Consider the following 20937-nt stretch of genomic DNA (forward strand, 5'->3'; position numbering starts at 1 on the left):
AGGTGGGGCGCTCGGCCGCGCTGGGCCCCGTCATTCACCCGAACAGCGAAGCGGGGCACGCGTTTCCGCGTGCCCCGCCTCGTTGATCAGCGATCAGTGGTGACCGTTGGAGCCGTTCGACCCGTTGCCGTTCGAGCCGACGTTCTCGTCCTGGTACTCCTTGAGAGCGGTGAGACCCTTCTGATGCGAGGCGTGGGACGCCTCGGTGAGGGCATCGCTCTCGGTCGCGGGATCGGCGAAGAGGAAGCTGCCTGTGCCGGTGGCGCCACCGGAGCCCAGCTTGTTCATCCGCTTCGGCAGCGCCGCACCCTGGTACTCCAGGGGGATCGGATGACCGTGCTCGTCGACCGGGCCGAGCGGCTGGTGCAGCTCGATGTAGGCACCGTGCGGCAGCCGCTTCAGGATGCCGGTCTCGATGCCGTGCTCGAGCACCGCGCGGTCGCTGCGCTGCAAGCCGATCGCCCACCGGTAGGTGATGTAGTAGACGATCGCGGGCAGCACGACCATGCCGATGCGGCCGATCCACGTCGTCGCGTTCAGCGAGATGTGGAACTTGTAGGCGATGATGTCGTTCATGGCGCACATCGTCAGCAGGATGTAGAACGAGATCGCCATGGCGCCGATGGCCGTGCGGACCGGTGCGTCACGCGGCCGCTGCAGCAGGTTGTGGTGGGCGTCGTCGCCGGTGAACTTCTTCTCCATGAACGGCCACGCGATGAGCAGGCCGAAGATGGCGCCCATGAGCAGCGCGACCCAGACCACAGCGGGGATGGTGTGGCCGAACGGGTAGAACTCCCAGGCCGGCCAGATACGCGCCAGGCCCTCGGTCCACATCATGTAGAAGTCCGGCTGGCTACCCGCCGACACCTGAGACGGCTTGTACGGACCCAATTGCCACACCGGGTTGATCTGGAGCAGACCGCCCATCAGGCCGAGCACGCCGACCGTCATGGCGAAGAACGCGCCCGACTTCACGGCGAACACCGGCATCACGCGGACGCCGACGACGTTCTTCTCGGTGCGGCCGGGGCCGGGGAACTGGGTGTGCTTCTGGAACCACACCAGCGCGAGGTGTGCGCCGATCAGCGCCAGGATGATCGCCGGGATCAACAGGATGTGCAGCGCGTACATCCGTGGAATCCAGTAACCGGCCTCGTTGCACTGGTTACCCACGTCGCCACAGGGGAAGTCGCCGCCGAACAGCGCCCAGTGCAGCCACGTGCCGATGACCGGCATGCCGAGGGTGATCGACGACATCGCGGCGCGCAGGCCGATGCCCGACAGCAGGTCGTCGGGAAGCGAGTAGCCGAAGTAGCCCTCGAACATCGCCAGGATCAGCAGCAGCGAGCCGATGACCCAGTTGGCCTCTCGCGGTCGTCGGAACGCGCCGGTGAAGAAGATGCGCGCGAGGTGCACCATGATCGACGCCGCGAACAGCAGCGCCGCCCAGTGGTGGACCTGGCGAACGAACAGGCCGCCGCGCACCTCGAAGCTGATGTCGAGTGTCGAGGCGTAGGCCTTCGACATCTGCACACCGTTAAGCGGCTGGTACACACCGTGATACGTGACCTCGGCCATCGACGGGTCGAAGAACAGGGTCAGGTAGACGCCGGTGATCAGCAACACGATGAAGCTGTACAGCGCGATCTCACCGAGCAGGAAGGACCAGTGCGTCGGGAAGACCTTGTTCAGCTGTCGACGCACCGCCGCTGACGGGTGGTACCGCGAATCGATCGCGTTGCCTTGGGCGGCTGTGATATCTGCAAGTTTTGGGCTCATGATGACGAGTTCCGCTCCCAGAATGCCGGTCCGACGGGCTCGATGAAGTCGCCGTTGGCGACCAGGTAGCCCTCTTCATCTATTGTCACCGGAAGTTGCGCGAGTGCGCGTGCGGCCGGGCCGAAGATCGGCCTGGCGTACTCCAGTGCGAGGAACTGCGACTGGTGACACGGGCACAGAATGCGGTGTGTCTGCTGCTCGTAGAGCGACGCCGGGCAACCCAGATGCGAACACACCTTGGTGAACGCGAACAAGGTGCCGAAATTGAAATTCTCCTGACCCTTGCGCTTCTTGACCTTGGGTAGGTCCTCCGGCCGGAGGTTGATGAGCATCACCGGATTGCGAACGCCCATCGCGATTTCGGCCAGCAGGTGCGAGGACTCGACGGTGGTGCCGTCGCCGTCGGACTCGCGCCACGGGAACACCGTCTCCATGCCGCCCGCGTCGATGTCCTCGGGCCGCATCTTCACGAAGGGCGACTCACCGGGGAGACCGGTCGAGCGCGCCATGTAGATGGTCTCGCCCTTATACCGCGGCGTCCACCCGGAGGTCCACAGAACGGCCTTCATCCCGTCGGCGGTCTGAACCACCGGCTTCCACGGGTTCTTGATCAGGCCGCCCGCGAACGCCACCAGGGTGCCGAGTCCGAACGCGCCGAGGCCGATTCCCATCGACAGCCCGACGAGCTTGCGGCGCTTGATGGTCGACTGCTCGAGAGCGTCGACCAGGTTAGCCGCGGTGGTCCGCCGGTCGAGTTCGGACGACGGGCCGTCGTGCCGGTCCTGAACCGAGATCTCCTCGGGGATGAACTTCTTCTGATAGAGCACCGCGCCGATGCCGATCGCCAGGATCGACAGGCCGAACGTCAGGCCGTAGAGCGGCGTCGCGAGCGCGTACATCAGCTCGCCCTCGGACCCGAAGGGCTGGTACTCCCACGGCCAGAACAGGAAGATCACCAGCAGCGCGAGGCCCGAAACACCGCCCAGCAGAAGCCAATACGACACCGCGCGCTCGGCGCGCTTCTCGGCCTTGGTGCCCTCGACGGGCCACCGGTTCTCCTTGAGAATGGTCTCGACGCCGTCGATCCTGCCGCCGAGCTCAACCAGCTGCTCGGTGGTCATCTTCGACAGTTCGGCGTCGCTGGGGGTGTCCGGCTTGGCCGGCCCCTCCTTGCTCGAGTTCTCGGTGTCGCTCATGCCCTCGCTCCGATCCACATGGCGATGCCGATGACGGCGACCATGCCGATGATCCACGCCGCCATGCCCTCCGGCGCGGGTCCGAATCCGCCGAGGCCGTAGCCACCGGGATTGGGGGTCTCCGCCGCCTCGCGGACGTACGCGACGATGTCGCGCTTCTCCTCGGGGCTGAGCTGGCGATCGGAGAACTTCGGCATGTTCTGCGGGCCGGTGAGCATGGCCGTGTAGATCTGCGCCGGGTTGGCCGGGCTCAGCTCGGGGGCGTACTTACCGGAGGACAGCGCACCGCCCTTACCCGTGAAGTTGTGGCACGACGCGCAATTGAGGCGGAACAGGTCACCGCCGCGCGCGACGTTGGTGTTCATCGTCAGCTCGTCCTGCAGGATCTCGCCGTTGCTGCCGCGCGGGACGACCGGGCCGCCGCCGTTGGCCTGGATGAAGGCACCCAGCGCGTCGATCTGATTCGGGTCGAAGGCCGGGTCCTTGCGCGGGGCCTGCGCCTCTCCGCGCATCGCGGGCATCCGGCCGGACGACACCTGGAAGTACACCGCCGCCTCGCCGGTGCCGATGAGGCTCGGCCCGCGGTCCTGCACACCCTGCAGGTTCGCGCCGTGGCAGGAGACGCACGAGGTGTCGTACAACTGCTCGCCCTTGCGCAGCAGCGCCGCCGACTCCTCGTCGGCGACCGCGACCTGCGGCGTGGGTGTGAGGGTGGCCGCCAGGCCACCCGCGACGAGAAGTCCGATCAGCAGCAGCAGTGCTGCCGACAGGCGTCGGCGCAGCCGTCGGCGGGACTTGTCGGTCATCGAACCCCTTCTCATCGACGCCCTCATCGGACGAAGTAGATAACGGCGAACAGCGCGATCCAGACGATGTCGACGAAGTGCCAGTAGTACGACACCACGATCGCGGCGGTCGCCTGTGCCGGCGTGAACTTCGACATGCGCGTTCTCATTAACAGGAAGACGAATGCGACCAGGCCGCCGATGACGTGCAGACCGTGGAATCCGGTGGCGAGGTAGAACACCGACCCGTACGCGCTGCCGGGAATCGTGGTGCCCTCTTCGACGAGGTGGATGTACTCGTAGCCCTGGCCGAGGACGAAGAAGAGCCCCATCAGGAACGTGATCACGTACCAGCGACGGAGGCCGTAGACGTCACCGCGCTCGGCGGCGAAAACGCCCATCTGACAGGTGAACGACGACGCGATGAGGACCAGCGTCACCGGTACGGCGAGCGCGAGGTTCAACTCGGTGGGCGCCGGCGGCCAATCGCCGTCGGCCTGAGCGCGTGCGGTGAAGTACATTGCGAACAGTCCAGCAAAGAACATCAGCTCACTGGAAAGCCATACAATGGTGCCGACACTGACCATATTCGGCCGGTTCAGCGAATGCACCCGCGACGTGATCGCGGTTCCCGAAGTGCCTACAGCGCTCGTCACATCAAGAAGTATGACGCTTTGTAGTTGTTGAACTCCACCCGGGTCGGAACATTCGTCACTTATTCGTCTCGGTTCGGCCGCGTTCGTGCGCTCCGGCATGCGGAGGAGCGGATCGGCGGGCGGCGGTGCCCGACATACACTTCGCGCGTGTCTTCCGACGAAACTCAGACGTGGCCCCATCTCCTCGGGCGGCTGACCACCCGACAGGCGCTACTGCCCGGGCAGGCGGCCTGGGCGATGGACCAGATCATGACCGGCGCGGCGACACCCGCGCAGATCGCCGGGTTCGCCGTGTCGATGAAGATGAAGAGCCCGACGTCGGCGGAGGTCACCGAACTGGCCGACACCGTGCTGCGGCACGCCCGCCGGGTGCCGACCGACGAGATCGGCACCTCCACGGTCGACGTCGTCGGCACCGGCGGCGACGGCGCGAACACCGTGAACCTGTCGACGATGGCGTCGATCGTCGTGGCGGCGGCGGGGATCCCCGTCGTGAAGCACGGCAACCGTGCCGCGTCGTCGCTGTCGGGCGGCGCGGACACCCTCGAGGCGCTCGGCGTGCGCATCGATCTCGGTCCCGACGACGTGGCGCGCTCGGTCGCGGAGGTCGGCATCGGATTCTGCTTCGCCCCGCAGTTCCACCCCTCCTACCGGCACGCGTCGGGGGTCCGCCGTGAGATCGGCGTGCCAACGGTGTTCAACATCCTCGGTCCGCTGACGAACCCGGCGGGACCGCGGGCGGGTTTGATCGGCTGCGCCTGGGGCGATCTGGCGGAGGTGATGGCCGGAGTGTTCGCCAACCGCGGTGCCAGCGCGCTCGTGGTGCACGGCGACGACGGCCTCGACGAGCTGACCACCACTACGACGAGCACGATCTGGCGGGTGCAGGCCGGCACGATCGAGCGGCTGACCTTCGACCCCGCGGCGTTCGGCTTCGCCCGCGCGGAGCTGTCCGAGCTCACCGGCGGCGACGCCGAAGCCAACGCGGCCTCGGTGCGAGAGGTGCTCGGTGGTGCAACGGGCCCGGTGCGCGACGCCGTCGTCCTCAACGCGGCCGGGGCGATGGTCGCCCATGCCGGGCTGTCGAGCGACGCCAAGTGGGTGCCCGCCTGGGAGGCCGGCCTGGCCCGCGCCAAGGAGTCGATCGACTCGGGCGCCGCCGAACAGCTGTTGTCGCGCTGGGTGCGGTTCACCCAGAAGCTCTGAGGCCCGCGGGCCCGGAGCCGAGCCGAGGGCGCAGCATCCGCGTCATCTCGACGTCCTCATCGGCGAGCTGCCTGGCCGCGACGCGGGCCGAGCGCGCGGTGGCGGCCCACTCGGCGTGCCTGCCCGCCGCTCCCAGCGGGGTGGCGTAGCCGTCGTCGGCCCGCACCACGCGGACTCCCGGCTGAGCCAGCCACCGGGCCAGCAGCGCCGTCTCCTCGACGATCGCACCGCCCAACGGGCTGGGCGTCGGCAGGATCGCCTGGGCGCCCGCCGTTATCGCGTCGACGACGGGCATCGGCGGGACCCCGCGCACGGCGTTGCCCGCGGAGGCCAGCTGCCCGTGCCTGATGACGGCCAGCTGCCAGCCGCCTGCACCGTCGGGTCGCGCTGCGACGAGTTCGGCGACCGCGGTCAGGGCTCGCAGCCGCTGGCCGCGCCACAGCCCGTCGACGGCGGTGGCGGTGTGATCGCGCAGCCGTGCCGCCGTTTCGTACCGACCGCGGGCGGCCAGGTCCGCCAGGTGCGCCAACGCGGTGCGCAGGGCGGCGTCGGTGCCGCCTGCGATCAACAGTGCCGCCGCATCGGAGGTGGCCCGGTACTCGGCGGTGGCGACGCCGCGCGGCGCCGGACACGGCGACAGCTCGCGCTCGGGACAGGCGGGCCCGTGTAGCGCCGAGGCCGCCAGCCGCGAGGCGCAGGTGCGCACGCCGGTGAACCGGGCCAGCAGGGCGACGGTGTCGACGGCGTCCGCGTGGGCCCGGAACGGTCCGATCGCGCGGTCGTGCTTCGGCGCCCGCACCACGGAGAAGCGTGGGAAGGCCTCGTCGGTGAGAACCACCCACCACCACTTGTGCGGGAACTTCGAGCGCCGGTTGTACGGCGGCGCGTGCGCGGCGAGCAGGCGCAGTTCGCGGACGCCCGCCTCCAAGTCGTGCGCGCATTCGACGTGGTCGACGCCGGTCGCCAGCTGCACCATCTCCTTGATGCGCGTCCGCGGTTCCGAGCCGGTGAAGTACTGCGCGACGCGGCGGCGCAGGTCCACGGCGGTGCCGACGTAGAGCACCTCGTCGGAGGGACCGCGGAACAGATAGACGCCCGGCTTGCGCGGAAGCCCCTTGGCCAGGCCGCGTTTGGCTCGTTGGGCGGGGCTGACATCGGGGAGGTAGGTCCGGAGGTCGGGATAGGTGTGCACGCCCCTGTTGCCGACGCGCTCGATGAGGGCGTGCAGGACGTCGACGGTGGCGCGGGCGTCGTCGAGTGCCCGGTGCGTCGGCGTGGTGGCGGCGCCGAACAGCTGCGCCAGCGCCGAGAGTCGGACGCTGGGCGCCTCGTCGCGGGTGAGCACCCGGCGGGCGAGCTTGACCGTGCAGAGCACCGGCGGCCGCGGCCACGGCAGCTGACACCGTTCGGCCGCGGCGCGCAGGAAGCCGATGTCGAAACCGGCGTTGTGGGCCACCAGCACGGCACCGCGGGAGAACTCGAGGAACGCGGGCAGCACCGAGTCGATGGTCGGCGCGTTGGAGACCATCGCCGTGGTGATCCCGGTGAGCTGAACGATCTGCGGGGGGATGGCACGGCCGGGGTCGACGAGCGTGGCGAGCTCGCCGAGGACCTCGCCGCCGCGGATCTTGACCGCGCCGATCTCGGTGATGGCGTCGTGGTCGTGACGGCCCGGCGCGGAGTCGGTGGCCCGCCCGCCGGTGGTCTCGAGGTCGACGACCACGAACGTCACGTCGCGGAGCATGACGTCGGCCTCGAGTTCGAGGTCGGCGAAGCTCAGCTGCTCCATGACCGATGACGGTAGGCCCAGCGGCCGACAAGGACTGACACCGATGTGATTCGGCGCGGCTTGTCGGTGGCCGTCGTTAGCGTGGCCCCAACTCGACCGAGCGTCGGACGAGAACGAGAGGAGTGCCCCGATGGCATCTGTGCCCGAACCGCCCGGATCCACGGAGCCGGCCCCCGATACCGGCGCCGTCGTCATCGACTGCGACGACTGCGCGGTGCGCGGCATCGGCTGCCAGGACTGCGTCGTCAGCGTCCTACTCGGCGTTCCTGAGACGTTGCTGGACGACGAACGTCAGGCCCTCGAGGTGCTGGCGGAAGCGGGGCTGGCCCCGCGCCTGCGGCTGGTGCCTATTCACCGCCACCGTCAACGCGGCGGAGACTCGGGCGCCGCCTGACGACACGCGGTCCACGGGTCAGCGAAGAAACCTCAGGGGCCCCTGTTAAATTTGCGGCTTCTGTTGGACAACCCCGATGCCGTTTCGTAACCTATCTGAGACCTAAGAGACAGGCACGACTCCTTACGGCAGCTGAAGGACGCGAAATCTTGAGTTTCGACCGCACACTCCGTGTCATGCGTGGCATTCGACGACCCGTGGCCGGTGTGCTGGTTGGCATCGCGGTCCTGGGCGGTGTCCTCGCCGGAAGTGTGCACGCCGATCCCGCTGACGATGCGCTGGCAAAGCTGAACGAGCTGTCTCGCGAGGCCGAGCAGACCACCGAGGCCATGCACTCGGCGCAGCTGGATTTGAACGTAAAGGTTGAGGCGCAACAGCAAGCGGATGCGCAGCACGCCGCCGATCTGGCCGCCGTCGACGCCGCCAAGAACCAGCTGGCAACCTTCCAGTCCGCGGTGAACAAGGTTGCTGCCGCGCAGTACATGGGCGGCCGCACCGACGGTATGAACGCGATGCTGACCGCCGACTCGCCGCAGCAGCTCATCGACCAACTCGCCGTGCAGCGCGTCATGGCCACCGAGATGGCCGCGCAGATGACGAGCTTCCGGGCGGCCAGCGAGCAGGCGGCGCGCGTCGAGGCCGCCTCTGCGGAGTCGGCGGCACAGGCCAAGACCGCCGCCGAGCAGGCCGCCGCCGTGCGTGCGGATCTGCAATCCAAGCAAAGCAAGTTGCAGGTTCAGATCGCCGTCGTGAAGTCGCAGTACACCGCGCTGACGCCGGCCCAGCGGGAGGCGCTGGCCGCCGTGCCGCAACCTCCGCCGCCCGCCCCCGCGGATTTGCCACCGGCGGACGGCGGACCTCAGATCCTCGCCGCCGCGCCGGGCATCGCCGCGCCGCCCGAAGCCGCCGTCGTCCCCGGCGGCGCCGCGACCACCGCGGTGCAGGCAGCGCTGACGCGCATCGGCTCGCCGTACTCCTGGGGCGCATCCGGCCCCAGCGCCTTCGACTGCTCGGGCCTGGTCATGTGGGCTTTCCAGCAGGCGGGTATCAATCTGCCGCACTCCAGCCAGGCCCTGGCCAGCGGCGGCACCCCGGTCTCGACGGACCAGATGCAACCCGGCGACCTCGTCACCTACTACGGGGACGCCTCGCACGTCGGGATCTACATCGGTGACGGCATGATGGTGCACGCCTCCACCTACGGCGTTCCGGTGGCCGTTGCTCCGGTGAACAACGCGCCGATCCACAACGTCCGCCGCTACTGAGCCGTTCCGCCCTCGCGCTGCTGCTCGGCTTCGAGCTGATCGTCGCGGTCGCGCTTCTGGTCAGCGGGCCCGGCACACCCGAACAGGCGCGGCAGACGCTGCCTTCGTCACCGGTTCCGTCGGTTCCCACTGCAGCGTCGGAGCCGCTGACCCTCGCCGACGGCCGGACCGCCGAGATCACGGCCTTGGGTGCGCGGGAGAGTGGCCTTGCGTCCCGAATCGCCGCCGAACTCGACGGCGCCGCGGACGCGGTCACGGCGTTCTGGGGTGACGACTGGCCGCGCCACCTCGTCATCGTCCTCACCGGCACGGACGAGCAGTTCCGCACTCTCGGCGTGGGTGGCCCCGACATCGCCGCGACCACCACGGCCGAGCGAACCGTGTTCGCGCCGGGCGCTGCTGACATGACCGATACCTCGCTGCGCATCGTTCTGCGCCACGAGCTCTTCCACTACGCCGCCAGGTCGGCGACCGCCGCGGATGCGCCGCGTTGGCTCACCGAGGGCGTCGCCGACTACGTCGGCAGGCCCGCCACCGCGGTGCCGGGGCCGGCGCGGGCCGCCGAACTCGCCGTGCTGCCCACCGACGCCGACCTCGACACCGAAGGCCCGACGCGCTCGCTCGGCTACGACCGCGCCTGGTGGTTCAGCCGGTTCGTCGCCGATCGGTACGGCCCGGCGACGCTGCGCGAGCTGTACCTCGCGGCGTGCGGAGTCGGGCATCCCGACGCGGACACCGCCATCCGCACCGTGCTCGGCGCGGACACCCGGCAGGTGCTGAGTGCGTGGCGTGCCTGGCTGGCCGGATAGCCTGTCGCGATGGCCGGGGTGCTGCTGGTGACCAACGACTTTCCGCCGCGGCGCGGCGGCATCCAGTCGTACCTGGAGAACCTGGTCACACGACTGGCGGGGGAACACACCCTGAGCGTCTACGCGCCGAAGTGGAAGGGTGCCGACGAGTACGACGCGCGTGCCGCGGAACTCGGCATCCACGTCGAACGTCACCCGACGTCGCTCATGCTGCCCGAGCCCAGCGTCGCCGTGCGCATGCGTCGGCTCATCGCCGAACGCGGCGCCGACACGGTCTGGTTCGGCGCGGCCGCCCCGCTGGCACTGCTCTCGCCGATGGCCCGCGACGCGGGAGTCCGCCGGGTGATCGCCAGCACCCACGGCCACGAGGTGGGGTGGTCGATGCTCCCGGTGGCCCGATCGGCATTGCGCCGCATCGGCGACGACGCCGACGTCGTCACGTTCATCAGCCACTACACGCGGAGCCGGTTCGCGTCGGCGTTCGGGCCGCGGGCCGCGCTGGAACACCTGGCGCCCGGCGTCGACACCGACCGCTTCGAACCCGACTCCGTCGCGCGGGCGGAGATGCGGGCGCGCTACGGGCTCGGCGATCGACCCGTGGTCGTCTGCGTGTCCCGGCTGGTGCCGCGCAAGGGCCAGGACATGCTGATCCGCGCGATGCCCGCGATCCGCGAACGGGTGCCCGCCGCGGCACTCGTCATCGTCGGCGGCGGGCCGCATCGGGACGCGTTGCGCCGCTTGGCACATGCCTTCGGGGTGGCCGAACACGTCGTGTTCACCGACGGAGTGCCGTCCGAGGAACTGCCCGCCCACCACGCGATGGCCGACGTGTTCGCGATGCCCTGTCGCACGCGCGGGGCCGGTCTCGACGTCGAGGGCCTCGGCATCGTCTACCTCGAAGCGTCGGCGACCGGCGTGCCCGTCGTCGCCGGCCGCTCCGGCGGGGCGCCCGAATCCGTCCGCGACGGGAAGACCGGGCTGGTCGTCGACGGCTGGGACGTCGGCGCCGTCACCGCCGCGGTGGGCGACCTGCTGGCCGACCCCGCCCGCGCCGCCGCCATGGGCGCCGCGGGCCGGCAGTGGGTCGTCGACGAGTGGCAGTGGAAGTACAAGGCGCAGCGGCTGAGTCGGCTGCTCGAGCCCTAGTCGCCGCTCTTCGCGTACAGCGCGTCGATATCGCCCGCGAACTTCTCGGCGACGACCTTGCGCTTGACCTTGAGGGTGGGGGTCAGCTCACCGGTGTCCTCGGTGAAGTCGACCGGCAGGATGCGGAACTTGCGGATGGCCTCGGCCTTGGACACGGCCTGGTTGGCCTCCTTGACCGCCAATTCGATCTCGGCGGTCAGATCCGGATCCTCCGCGAGGTCGCCGACGGACGCGCCGGCGGACTTTCCGTTGCGTTCCTTCCAGCCGGGGAACGCCTCGGGATCGATCGTGATGAGGGCCGCGATGAACGGCTGCTGGTCGCCGACCGCCATGGCCTGGCTGATCAGCGGATGCGCGCGCAGCCGGTCCTCGAGCAGCGCGGGCGCGACGTTCTTGCCGCCCGCGGTGACGATGATCTCCTTCTTGCGTCCGACGATCGTGAGGAACCCGTCGTCGTCGATGGCGCCGAGGTCACCGGTGTGGAACCACCCGTCGGTGAACACGGCCGCCGTCTCGGTGTCGTTCTTCCAGTAGCCGCTGAACACCACACCGCCCTTGACGAGCAGTTCGCCGTCGTCGCCGAGGCGCATGCTGTTGCCGGGCACCAGCTTTCCCACCGAGCCGACCTTGAGACCGCCGACCCGGTTGACCGTGATCGCCGCACTGGTCTCCGTCAGGCCGTAACCCTCGTAGATCGCCAGCCCGACGCCCCGGTAGAAGTGGCCCAACCGGGCACCGAGCGGCGCCCCGCCGGAGATCGCCGAGTGGCAGTTGCCGCCGAGCGCGGCGCGCAGCTTGCCGTAGACCAGCTTGTCGAACACCGCGTGCTTGAGCTTCAGCAGCAGTCCGGGCCCGCCGGCGTCCAGCGCCTGGCTGTACTCGATCGCCGTGTTCGCGGCGATCTCGAAGATCCTGCCCTTGCCGTCGTTGCGGGCGTTCTGCTCGGCGGTGTTGTAGACCTTCTCGAACACGCGCGGCACGGACACCACCAGCGTCGGTTGGAAGACCGCGAGCGTCGGCACCAGGTTCTTGATGTCGCTGGTGAAGCCGAGGGTCACCTTGTTGGTGAACGCCGAGATCGTGATCGCGCGGGCCAGCACGTGCGCCAGCGGCAGGAATACCAGCAGCTTCTCGCCCTTGGCGAGCTGCTCCGGGAAGCACTGCTTGGCGCCGCGCAACTCGTGCAGCAGATTCGAGTGCGTCAACTGGCAGCCCTTCGGCCTGCCGGTCGTGCCCGACGTGTAGATGAGCGTGGCGGGATCCGCCGACTTGATCGCGGCGAGCCGAGCGTCGAGCTGCGCCGCGTCGACGGCGCTGCCCGCCTCGGCCAACACGTCGAAGGCCGTCGGAGCGGTGCCGTCGATGCGCAGAACCTTGCGCAGTGCGGGCAGTTCGTCGCTGAGCTGCTCGATGCGCTGGGCGTGGTCGTCGGTCTCGGCGAACGCCACCACCGCCGACGAGTCGTCGAGCACGAACCGCACCTGCTCGGCCGATGAGGTCTCGTAGATCGGCACCGTCACCGCCCCGATCGCCAGGATCGCGAAGTCGATGATCGGCCACTCGTACCGCGTCGCGGAGAGCACGGCGACGCGGTCCCCGGCCTGCACGCCCTCGGCGATCAAACCCAGTGCCACGGCGCGTACCTGCTCGGCCACCTGCGCACAGGTCACGTCGGTCCAGGCGCCGTCGACCAGCCGCTGCACGATGACGTGACCGGGGTCGTCGCGCTCGTGGTCGAAGACGGTCCCCGCGACGTTGTCGAACTCGCCGACGGTGAACGACGCGGGCACGCTGAACTCGGGCACGACACTGACCTTTCAGTCGGAAACACCTGTTCGCGTCAGCGTAGTCGGCCGCGGCAGGCCCGGCTGCGACGGTGTGCAACGCTGTAACGCTGTGAACAGCTTCCAGATCGCGGACGAGACGTTCGTGTGCGCCGATCCCGCCGACGTCGGTGCGGCGATCGCCGATCGCGCGAGTTGGCGGCGCTGGTGGCCCGACCTCAACCTGACCGTGGTCGAGGACCGCGGCCCCGCGGGGCACCGGTGGACCGTCACCGGCGCGGTCACCGGGACCATGGAGATCTGGCTGGAACCGTCGTTCGACGGTGTGATCTTGCACTATTTCCTGCACGCCGAGCCGTCCGGCGCCGCAGCGCACGAGCTGGCCGGGATGAACCTGGCGAAAATGAACCATAAGCGCAGGGTGGCGGGCAAGGACATGGCTTTCGAGGTCAAGCGGATACTCGAGGCCGAACGCGCGATCGGCCGGTCTCGGCTGGCGCGATAGCGGGCTTACCCGCAATCTGGGCGGGTACATTCTCTGCGAAGGCGACGGGCGGAAGAGAACACGTGGCAGATAAGACTGCGCAGACGATTTACATCGACGCCGATCCCTCGACGGTGATGGACGTCATCGCCGACATCGGGTCCTACCCGGAGTGGGTCGCCGAGTACAAGGAAACCGAGGTCATCGACACCGATGCCGAGGGCAATCCGAAGGTCGCGCGGCTGGTGCTCGACGCCGCCGTGCTCAAGGACACCATGGTGCTCGAATACGACTGGCCCGCCGATCGCACGTCGGTGACGTGGTCGCTGGTGTCGAGTTCGTTGCTGCGGGCCCTTGACGGTGCATATCGCTTGGCGCCCAAGGGTTCCGGTACCGATGTCACCTATGAGCTGTCGGTCGATCTGGTGATCCCGATGATCGGTCTGCTGAAACGCAAGGCCGAGCGAAGGCTCACCGACACCGCGTTGAAGGATCTCAAGAAGCGCGTCGAGGTGAAGTGACCGCGAGGATCAGCCTCTTCGTCGGCAAGGGCGGCGTGGGTAAGTCCACCCTGGCGACGGCTACGGCCGTGCGTGATGCGCGTGCGGGCCTGCGGGTGCTGATCGTCTCGACCGACCAGGCGCACTCGACCGGCGACGTGCTCGGCGCCGAGGTCGCCCCGACGGGGGAGCGCGCCCCCACTCGGGTGCTCGCCGACGACGCCGATGCCGGCGGCGGCTTCCTCGACGCCCTCGCGCTCGACACCCTGGCGCTGCTGGAAGCGCGGTGGCGCGAGGTGGCGATGGTGCTCGCCGAGCGCTTCCCCGAGTCGGACCTGGGTGACGTTGCGCCGGAGGAACTCTCGGCGCTGCCCGGGATCCAGGAGGTGCTCGGGCTGCACGAGGTCGGCGAGTTGGCGGAATCGGGGGAGTGGGACCACGTGGTGGTCGACTGCGCCTCCACCGCCGACGCGATGCGCATGCTGACGCTGCCCGCGACGTTCGCGCTCTACCTCGAACGGGCCTGGCCGCGGCACCGCAGACTCTCGCTGACCGCGGACGCGGAGGCCGGCGTGGTCGCGATACTGGAACGCATCAGCGAGGGCACCGAACGGCTCGGTGCGCTGCTGACCGATGGTTCGCGGGTCGCCGCCCATCTGGTGCTGACGCCGGAGCGGGTGGTCGCCGCCGAAGCGTCGCGCACCCTGGGGACGCTGGCGCTGATGGGTGTCGCCGTTGACGAGCTCATCGTCAATCAGCTTCTGATGCAGGACGATTCGTACGAGTACCACAACCTGCCCGAGCACCCGGCATTCGACTGGTACACCGAGCGCATCGCCGAGCAGCGTGCCGTGCTCGACGACCTCGACGCCGCGATCGGGGACGTGAAGCTGGTACTCGTCCCGCACCTCCCCGGCGAGCCCATCGGGCCGAAGGCGCTGGCGGAGTTGCTTGCGGCTGCCCGGCTGCGCGACGGCGCGCCGCCGCCGGGACCGCTGCGGCCGGTGGTCGACCGCGAGTCGGGTTCCGGTCTCGAGGCCGTCTACCGGTTGCGGCTAGAGTTACCGCAGGTCGATCCTGCGGCGCTGACGCTGGGCCGGGTCGACGACGATCTGATCATCGGGGCCGCGGGTATGCGGCGCCGAGTGCGATTGGCGTCCGTTCTGCGCAGGTGCGTCGTGCTCGACGCCCAGCTGCGGGGCGGTGAACTGACGGTGCGATTCCGACCTGATCCGGAGGTGTGGCCAGCGTGAGTGGGTCCCACACGGACATTCCGCCGGAACTGCGGCAGCTGGCGCAGAGCATTCTCGACAAGCTCGACCCCGCGGTGCGGTTGGCCGCGGCGCGGGCCGGGACGGGTGAGGCGAGCCGCTGCGAGCAGGTGTGGTGCCCGGTGTGTGCACTGGCCGCACTGGTCAACGGCGAACAGCATCCACTGCTGACCGTCGTCGCCGAACACAGCGTCGCGCTTCTCGACGTGGTGCGTGCGATGGCGGAGCCGTCGGCATCGGCCGGGTCGGCGCCCCCACCGGAGCCGCCGGACCCGGCGCGCCCCGAGGGCCCGGCACCGGATGACGACCCGCCGCCGCCGTCCGGCCCCGGCCACTATCAGCACATCCCGGTGACCGTGACGACCGCAGACGAGTAGTCCTGTGGTCGCGGTCTCCCGGCGTGGGTAAAGTTGTCGCAGGGCACCGTCCGGTACGCCCGCTGCGGGAGGCTCGATGTGGTACTGGCTGTTCAAGTTCATCTTCATGGGTCCCTTGCTGCAGTTGCTCGGGCGGCCCAAAGTCGAAGGGCTGGAATACGTTCCGGACTCCGGCCCGATGATCCTGGCCAGCAACCACCTCGCGGTCGCCGATAGCTTCTACCTGCCGCTGGTCGTCCACCGCAGGATCACGTTCCTCGCGAAGGCCGAGTACTTCACCGGCACGGGCATCAAGGGGTGGTTCACCCGTTGGTTCTACACCGCCGCCGGCCAGGTCCCGATCGACCGCACCGACGCCGACTCGGCCAAGGACGCGCTCGCCGCCGCCCAGCGGGTTCTGGACGCGGGCAAACTGCTCGGCATGTACCCGGAGGGCACCCGCTCGCCTGACGGCAGGCTGTACAAGGGCAAGACCGGGCTGGCGCGCGTCGCGCTCGAGACCGGCGTCCCCGTCATCCCGGTCGCGATGATCGGGACCGATGTCGTCAACCCGCCCGGATCCAAGATGTGGCGCTTCGGCCGCGTCACGGTGAAGTTCGGGAAGCCGATGGACTTCACTCGCTTCGAGGGACTCGCGGGCAACCGCTTCATCGAGCGCGCCGTCATCGACGAGGTCATGTACGAACTCATGCGACTCTCCGGCCAGGAGTACGTCGACCTGTACGCCGCGGACGTCAAGGAACAGGTCGAGGCCGCCGAGCAGAAGCCGCCCGCGCGCATCCCGACCGCAGCGGCGGGCTAACCGGTCGCGACTACCGGCGCGGAGGCGTCGACCGACGTCGACAGCTGTTCATCCCCCTTGGGCACCAGCTTCGTCGCCACCGCACCGGTCACGGCGATGGTGGCGAGCGCCCACCAGAGATAGGGCCCGCCGATCAACTGCCGCCACACCGGCGCAGCGGATTCCTCGTGCTCGGGCAGCAGTGCGTACGGCATCACCACCATGAGCACGACGCCGATGGCGCTCACCACGCCAAGGGCCGCACTGCGCTGGCGATACGCGATCACCGCGGTGACCAGAACGGCGGGCAGCGCCCACACCCAGTGGTGCGACCACGACACCGGCGACACCACCAGCCCGAACAGCGCGACGCAGATCAGCGCCAGCATCGGCTGGTCCGCCTTCAGGACCCGGCGGCCGGCCCACACCGTCAGGCCGAGCACGGCGAAGCAGGCGATGGTCCACAGCACGAAGCGCGGTCCCTCGGCGACGCCGAGACGGGCCAGCCAGCCCGCGATGTTCTGGTTCGTGTTGAACGACACCGTGCCGATCCGGTCGGTGTCGTGCACCGTCTCCGTCCAGTACTGCAGTGAGTCGCGCCATGCGAACGCCATGCCGACGAGCGTCGCGACCGCGGCCGAGACGACGGCCGTGATCAGCGTGCGGGTGTCGCGGCGCAGCAGGAAGTAGAGCAGGAAGACGGCTGGCGTGAGCTTCAGCGCCATCGCGAGCCCCAGCAGGAGTCCGCGGGGCCACGGTGTTTTGCGCGGCACGCAGTCGGCGATCACCAGCGTCATCAGGACGACGTTGATCTGGCCGAATTCGAAGTTGGCCTGGACGGGCTCGAAGTACAGCACGGCGAGCGCCACGATCGCCGCGGCCAACGACGCCCGTCGCCAGCCCGCACCGTCCGGCAGCGGCCACCGCTGGGCCACCCGCAGCCGGGTGAGCACGATCCACGTCGACGCCAGCAGGAGCAGCAGCGTCGTCACCGTGATGGCGATGCTGGCCGCCGGCAGCGACAGCAACGCGAACGGCGCGAACGCAACCGCCGCCAGCGGCGGATAGGTGAACGGCAGGTCCAGGCCCGCCTCGGTGGTGAACATGACGCCGTCGGCGTACAGCGGGGCGCCGTCCAGCCACGCGCGGCCGCCCATCCGGTACACGTCGATGTCGATGCGGTAGGGCGTCGTTCCCAGCAGGCGCCAGGTGGCCCATGCCAGCGCGGCGAGGGCGACGAGTTGGAAGACCCGCCACCCCACGATGGGCAGCCGCTGAGTACTCATATCGCGTCACAGCCTATCGGGGCGGTTCGGCGCGTCGAGACGTATACGTTCGCGACGCGCGCAGGTCGGCGTAAGTTTTCGACCGTGCATCTCAGCTTCCAGCTGGACTTCATCACGCGCGACCGGCTGCCGCTGCTGTGTTGCCTGGTCGCGTTCATCCTCACGTTCTTCGTGACGCGCACGATCGTGCGCTACATCCGGGCGACCGCCGACAGCGATGCGCCGCGCAAGTGGTGGCAGCCACGCAACATCGGACACGGCGGTGTGCACATCCATCACGTGGTGTTCGGTGTGATTCTCGTCATGGTCTCGGGCGTCACGATGGTGACGCTCGCGGTCAGCGGAGGAGTACCCGAATTCACGGTGGCTGCAACATTCTTCGGGATCGGCGCGGCTCTGGTGCTCGACGAGTTCGCGTTGATCCTGCACCTGCAGGACGTCTACTGGGCCGAGGACGGCCGCACGTCGGTCGACGCGGTTTTCGCGGCGGTCGCGGTCGCGGGGCTGCTGGTGCTGGGATTCAATCCGCTGTCGTTCTTCGACGTCGGCATGTGGCAGGACGACCACTCGCTGCTCGCGCGCACGACCGTGATCCTCGGTGCGGTGTTCACCCTGCTGCTGGCGGTGGTGGTGCTCCTCAAGGGCAAGGTCTGGACGGGTCTCGTCGGGATGTTCATCACGCCGCTGCTGCTGGTCGGCGCGGCTCGGCTGTCGCGGCCGCACGCGCCGTGGGCGCGCTGGCGCTACACCACCCGACCTCGCAAGATGCACCGCGCGCTGGTTCGGGAGCGGAGCCTGCGCAGGCCCGTCGTGCAGGCGAAGCTGTGGCTGCAGCACGCGGTGGCCGGCGAACCGCACTTCCCGAACGACAGCGAGGTCGATCAGCAACTCGACCGCGAGATACACGCCGCGGCGGCGCCGCCGCCCGACCAGCCCGCCACCGTTCCCGCGTCGGCGTCGACGGTGTAGGGGCCGGGAATGCGCTACTTCTACGACACCGAGTTCATCGACAACGGTCGCACCATCGAGCTGATCTCCATCGGCGTGGTGTCCGAAGACGACCGCGAATACTACGCGATCTCAACGGAATTCGACCCGGACCGGGCGGGCAGCTGGGTGCGCAAGAACGTCCTGCCGAAGCTGCCCTCACCGTCGTCGAAGCTGTGGCGCTCGCGCAGGCAGATCCGCGACGACCTCGAGACCTTCTTCGACATCGACGGCGACGAGCCCATCGAGTTGTGGGCGTGGGTCAGCGCGTACGACCACGTCGTGCTGTGTCAGCTGTGGGGGCCGATGACGGACCTGCCGCCGCCGATCCCGCGATTCACCAGGGAGCTGCGTCAGTTCTGGGAGGAGCGCGGCTGTCCGCGGATGCCCCCGCGACCGCGCGAGGCGCACGACGCGCTGGTCGACGCCAGGCACAACCTGAAGCGGTTCCGGTTGATGCAGGAACTGATGGCGGGAGAAGACGACACGGACGGCAGCTGGGCACAACGGGCCTGATCTGCGGCTTCCGGACGCTGCGCACCCGACCCCGCGCGGTTAATCGGGCTGATTCGCGCAGTTACGATGTACGGGTGAACTGGACCGTCGACGTACCCATCGACCAGCTCCCGGACCTGCCTCCGCTGCCCTCCGACCTGCGGGCGCGGCTCGATGCCGCGCTTGCCCGGCCCGCGCTGCAGCAGCCCAGCTGGGATCCCGACGCCGCGAAGGCCATGCGCACCGTGCTCGAGAGCGTGCCGCCGGTGACCGTGCCGTCCGAGATCGAGCGACTGAAGGCGCAGTTGGCCGACGTCGCCCGTGGTAACGCCTTCCTGCTGCAGGGCGGCGACTGCGCCGAGACGTTCGTCGACAACACCGAGCCGCACATCCGCGCCAACATCCGCACGCTGCTGCAGATGGCGGTCGTCCTGACCTACGGCGCCAGCATGCCGGTGGTCAAGGTGGCGCGCATCGCGGGGCAATACGCCAAGCCGCGTTCCGCGGACCTCGACGCGCTGGGCCTGCGGTCCTACCGCGGCGACATGATCAACGGCTTCGCCCCCGACGCCTCGGTCCGCGAACACGACGCCTCGCGACTGGTGCGCGCCTACGCCAACGCGAGCGCGGCGATGAACCTGGTGCGGGCGCTGACGTCGTCCGGGATGGCGTCGCTGCAGAAGGTGCACGACTGGAACCGCGAGTTCGTCCGCACCTCGCCCGCCGGAGCGCGCTACGAGGCGCTGGCAGGCGAGATCGATCGCGGCCTGCGGTTCATGAGCGCCTGCGGTGTCGACGACCGCAACCTGCAGACCGCCGAGATCTACGCCAGCCACGAAGCGCTGGTGCTCGACTACGAGCGGGCGATGCTGCGCATGGACGTGCCCGACGCGGACGCCGAGGATCAGAGCCCGAAGCTGTACGACCTGTCGGCGCACTACGTCTGGATCGGCGAGCGCACCCGGCAGCTCGACGGTGCCCACGTCGCGTTCGCCGAAGTCATCGCCAACCCGATCGGCGTCAAGATCGGCCCGACGACGTCGCCGGAACTCGCGGTCGAGTACGTCGAGCGGCTCGACCCGCACAATGTGCCTGGCCGTCTCACGCTCGTCAGCCGGATGGGTAACCAGAAGGTCCGCGACGTGCTACCGGGCATCATCGAGAAGGTCGAGGCGTCGGGGCACCAGGTGATCTGGCAGTGCGACCCGATGCACGGCAACACCCACGAGTCGTCGACGGGCTACAAGACCCGGCATTTCGATCGCATCGTCGACGAGGTGCAGGGCTTCTTCGAGGTGCACCACGCGCTCGGCAGCCATCCCGGCGGCATCCACGTCGAGATCACCGGTGAGAACGTGACCGAGTGTCTGGGTGGCGCACAGGACATTTCGGACTCCGACCTCGCGGGCCGCTACGAGACGGCGTGCGATCCCCGGCTCAACACCCAGCAGAGCCTGGAGTTGGCGTTCCTCGTCGCGGAGATGCTGCGCGGCTAGGTTTTTCGCTGCCGTTCAGAACGGCGCCGTGCATTCGGCGAGGCGGTCTTCGTGGTTGCGTCGGCGTTCGGCGGCGATGTTGGCGGCGCGTTGTTGGGCGCGGGTGCGTCTTCGTTGTGGCATGCGCAGGTCGCGGCCGGGGGTGGGTTCGGTGACCGGTGTCGGGGTGTTCGGTAGCGGGGTGGTGGGGTCCCAGTTCGGGAAGTAGATCCGCGAGCCCGGCGGCGCTCGGTGTTTCAGCCCCGATGGACTCGTCCACACGATCGTGCCGTCGGCGAGCTGGTCCTCGGACCAGCCGCCCTCGCCGACCCAGAACGTCTTGAGCAGGTGATGCTTCTATGTCAATGCGGGGCGTTCGCACGTGTTGATCTGGTGTTGCCAGGTGGCTTGGTCGGTGTGCATGGCTCGGTAGATGACGTCGACGAGGTGGCGCTTGAGGATGCGTCTGGCA

20 protein-coding genes and 1 pseudogene are annotated in these 20937 nt (G+C 69.0%); 13 read left to right on the forward strand and 8 right to left on the reverse strand.

Annotated features, from left to right (window positions below; genetic code table 11):
* Positions 1–93: 93 nt before the first annotated feature.
* From qcrB to ctaE, 4 genes are read right to left on the reverse strand one after another with little or no spacing between them, the layout of a single operon-like run.
* The gene (qcrB, locus tag NM203_RS30095) at positions 94–1779 is read right to left on the reverse strand and encodes a cytochrome bc1 complex cytochrome b subunit (protein ID WP_255064446.1); all 1686 of its coding nucleotides are present in this window, start codon (positions 1777–1779) and stop codon (positions 94–96) included.
* Entirely contained in the window at positions 1776–2975 is a 1200-nt protein-coding gene (qcrA, locus tag NM203_RS30100) for a cytochrome bc1 complex Rieske iron-sulfur subunit (RefSeq protein ID WP_255064447.1), read from the reverse strand. The genes qcrB and qcrA overlap by 4 nt, the downstream gene beginning before the upstream one ends.
* Positions 2972–3781, reverse strand: a complete 810-nt coding sequence (gene qcrC / locus NM203_RS30105) for a cytochrome bc1 complex diheme cytochrome c subunit (protein WP_255064449.1) — start codon at positions 3779–3781, stop codon at positions 2972–2974. Before qcrC ends, qcrA begins: the two co-directional genes overlap by 4 nt.
* 23 nt (positions 3782–3804) lie before the next feature.
* Entirely contained in the window at positions 3805–4416 is a 612-nt protein-coding gene (ctaE, locus tag NM203_RS30110) for an aa3-type cytochrome oxidase subunit III (protein ID WP_255064450.1), read from the reverse strand.
* Between the two features lie 111 nt (positions 4417–4527).
* On the opposite strand from ctaE, the gene trpD reads away from it, so the two are divergent.
* Positions 4528–5622, forward strand: a complete 1095-nt coding sequence (trpD, locus tag NM203_RS30115; RefSeq protein WP_255064483.1) for an anthranilate phosphoribosyltransferase — start codon at positions 4528–4530, stop codon at positions 5620–5622.
* On the opposite strand, the pseudogene NM203_RS30120 reads toward trpD, so the two are convergent.
* Positions 5503–7411, reverse strand: a pseudogene (locus NM203_RS30120) (DEDD exonuclease domain-containing protein); the annotation flags it as partial. The gene trpD and the pseudogene NM203_RS30120 overlap by 120 nt on opposite strands.
* 130 nt (positions 7412–7541) lie before the next feature.
* Here NM203_RS30120 and NM203_RS30125 point away from each other — a divergent pair.
* The 4 genes from NM203_RS30125 to NM203_RS30140 all read left to right on the forward strand — a co-directional run bounded on the left by NM203_RS30125 (position 7542) and on the right by NM203_RS30140 (position 11025).
* Positions 7542–7805: a hypothetical protein gene (locus NM203_RS30125; protein WP_255064452.1), complete on the forward strand. Its 264-nt coding sequence runs from the start codon at positions 7542–7544 to the stop codon at positions 7803–7805.
* Between the two features lie 176 nt (positions 7806–7981).
* Positions 7982–9070, forward strand: coding sequence for a peptidoglycan hydrolase RipC (gene ripC / locus NM203_RS30130; protein ID WP_255064453.1), 1089 nt, complete (start codon positions 7982–7984; stop codon positions 9068–9070).
* Positions 9071–9255: 185 nt separating this feature from the next.
* Positions 9256–9879: a peptidase gene (locus NM203_RS30135; RefSeq protein ID WP_408633438.1), complete on the forward strand. Its 624-nt coding sequence runs from the start codon at positions 9256–9258 to the stop codon at positions 9877–9879.
* 9 nt (positions 9880–9888) lie between these two features.
* A complete protein-coding gene (locus NM203_RS30140; RefSeq protein WP_255064454.1) occupies positions 9889–11025 on the forward strand; it encodes a glycosyltransferase family 4 protein in 1137 nt (378 codons plus the stop codon).
* Here the strand turns inward: NM203_RS30140 and NM203_RS30145 are convergent.
* Positions 11022–12830: an AMP-dependent synthetase/ligase gene (locus NM203_RS30145; protein WP_255064457.1), complete on the reverse strand. Its 1809-nt coding sequence runs from the start codon at positions 12828–12830 to the stop codon at positions 11022–11024. The genes NM203_RS30140 and NM203_RS30145 overlap by 4 nt on opposite strands.
* A 91-nt stretch (positions 12831–12921) precedes the next feature.
* Between NM203_RS30145 and NM203_RS30150 the strand changes: the two genes are divergently transcribed.
* The 5 genes from NM203_RS30150 to NM203_RS30170 all read left to right on the forward strand — a co-directional run bounded on the left by NM203_RS30150 (position 12922) and on the right by NM203_RS30170 (position 16243).
* Complete coding sequence (locus NM203_RS30150; protein ID WP_255064459.1) at positions 12922–13314, forward strand: polyketide cyclase / dehydrase and lipid transport; 393 nt, start codon at positions 12922–12924, stop codon at positions 13312–13314.
* A 62-nt stretch (positions 13315–13376) separates the two neighbouring features.
* Positions 13377–13814, forward strand: coding sequence for an SRPBCC family protein (locus NM203_RS30155; RefSeq protein WP_255064460.1), 438 nt, complete (start codon positions 13377–13379; stop codon positions 13812–13814).
* Positions 13811–15046 (forward strand): ArsA family ATPase, encoded by a 1236-nt coding sequence (locus NM203_RS30160; RefSeq protein WP_255064461.1) that lies wholly within the window; start codon positions 13811–13813, stop codon positions 15044–15046. The genes NM203_RS30155 and NM203_RS30160 overlap by 4 nt, the downstream gene beginning before the upstream one ends.
* Positions 15043–15441: a hypothetical protein gene (locus NM203_RS30165; RefSeq protein WP_255064463.1), complete on the forward strand. Its 399-nt coding sequence runs from the start codon at positions 15043–15045 to the stop codon at positions 15439–15441. The genes NM203_RS30160 and NM203_RS30165 overlap by 4 nt, the downstream gene beginning before the upstream one ends.
* A 76-nt stretch (positions 15442–15517) precedes the next feature.
* Complete coding sequence (locus NM203_RS30170) at positions 15518–16243, forward strand: lysophospholipid acyltransferase family protein (RefSeq protein WP_255064464.1); 726 nt, start codon at positions 15518–15520, stop codon at positions 16241–16243.
* On the opposite strand, the gene NM203_RS30175 is transcribed toward NM203_RS30170, so the two are convergent.
* Positions 16240–17508 carry a glycosyltransferase 87 family protein gene (locus NM203_RS30175; RefSeq protein ID WP_255064467.1) on the reverse strand — a complete coding sequence of 423 codons (1269 nt, stop codon included), beginning with the start codon at positions 17506–17508 and terminating at the stop codon, positions 16240–16242. The two genes, NM203_RS30170 and NM203_RS30175, sit on opposite strands and share 4 nt — an antisense overlap.
* Before the next feature lie 84 nt (positions 17509–17592).
* Between NM203_RS30175 and NM203_RS30180 the strand changes: the two genes are divergently transcribed.
* The 3 genes from NM203_RS30180 to NM203_RS30190 all read left to right on the forward strand — a co-directional run bounded on the left by NM203_RS30180 (position 17593) and on the right by NM203_RS30190 (position 20486).
* Positions 17593–18477 carry a hypothetical protein gene (locus tag NM203_RS30180; RefSeq protein WP_255064468.1) on the forward strand — a complete coding sequence of 295 codons (885 nt, stop codon included), beginning with the start codon at positions 17593–17595 and terminating at the stop codon, positions 18475–18477.
* A gap of 9 nt (positions 18478–18486) precedes the next feature.
* Positions 18487–19011: a polyadenylate-specific 3'-exoribonuclease AS gene (locus NM203_RS30185; RefSeq protein ID WP_255064469.1), complete on the forward strand. Its 525-nt coding sequence runs from the start codon at positions 18487–18489 to the stop codon at positions 19009–19011.
* 74 nt (positions 19012–19085) lie between these two features.
* Entirely contained in the window at positions 19086–20486 is a 1401-nt protein-coding gene (locus tag NM203_RS30190; RefSeq protein WP_255064470.1) for a class II 3-deoxy-7-phosphoheptulonate synthase, read from the forward strand.
* A gap of 15 nt (positions 20487–20501) precedes the next feature.
* Here the strand turns inward: NM203_RS30190 and NM203_RS30195 are convergent, their stop codons facing one another.
* A complete protein-coding gene (locus NM203_RS30195; RefSeq protein WP_255064471.1) occupies positions 20502–20747 on the reverse strand; it encodes a hypothetical protein in 246 nt (81 codons plus the stop codon).
* Positions 20748–20937: the final 190 nt, after the last annotated feature.

The sequence above is a fragment of the Mycolicibacterium arenosum genome, from assembly GCF_024320865.1.
GTDB lineage: Bacteria > Actinomycetota > Actinomycetes > Mycobacteriales > Mycobacteriaceae > Mycobacterium > Mycobacterium arenosum.

Coding starts and splice junctions, on each gene's coding strand:
- qcrB (WP_255064446.1), bottom strand. CDS start 1,779: ATGAGCCCAAAACTTGCAGATATCACAGCCGCCCAAGGCAACGCGATC.
- qcrA (WP_255064447.1), bottom strand. CDS start 2,975: ATGAGCGACACCGAGAACTCGAGCAAGGAGGGGCCGGCCAAGCCGGAC.
- qcrC (WP_255064449.1), bottom strand. CDS start 3,781: ATGACCGACAAGTCCCGCCGACGGCTGCGCCGACGCCTGTCGGCAGCA.
- NM203_RS30125 (WP_255064452.1), top strand. CDS start 7,542: ATGGCATCTGTGCCCGAACCGCCCGGATCCACGGAGCCGGCCCCCGAT.
- ripC (WP_255064453.1), top strand. CDS start 7,982: ATGCGTGGCATTCGACGACCCGTGGCCGGTGTGCTGGTTGGCATCGCG.
- NM203_RS30140 (WP_255064454.1), top strand. CDS start 9,889: ATGGCCGGGGTGCTGCTGGTGACCAACGACTTTCCGCCGCGGCGCGGC.
- NM203_RS30170 (WP_255064464.1), top strand. CDS start 15,518: ATGTGGTACTGGCTGTTCAAGTTCATCTTCATGGGTCCCTTGCTGCAG.
- NM203_RS30175 (WP_255064467.1), bottom strand. CDS start 17,508: ATGAGTACTCAGCGGCTGCCCATCGTGGGGTGGCGGGTCTTCCAACTC.
- NM203_RS30185 (WP_255064469.1), top strand. CDS start 18,487: ATGCGCTACTTCTACGACACCGAGTTCATCGACAACGGTCGCACCATC.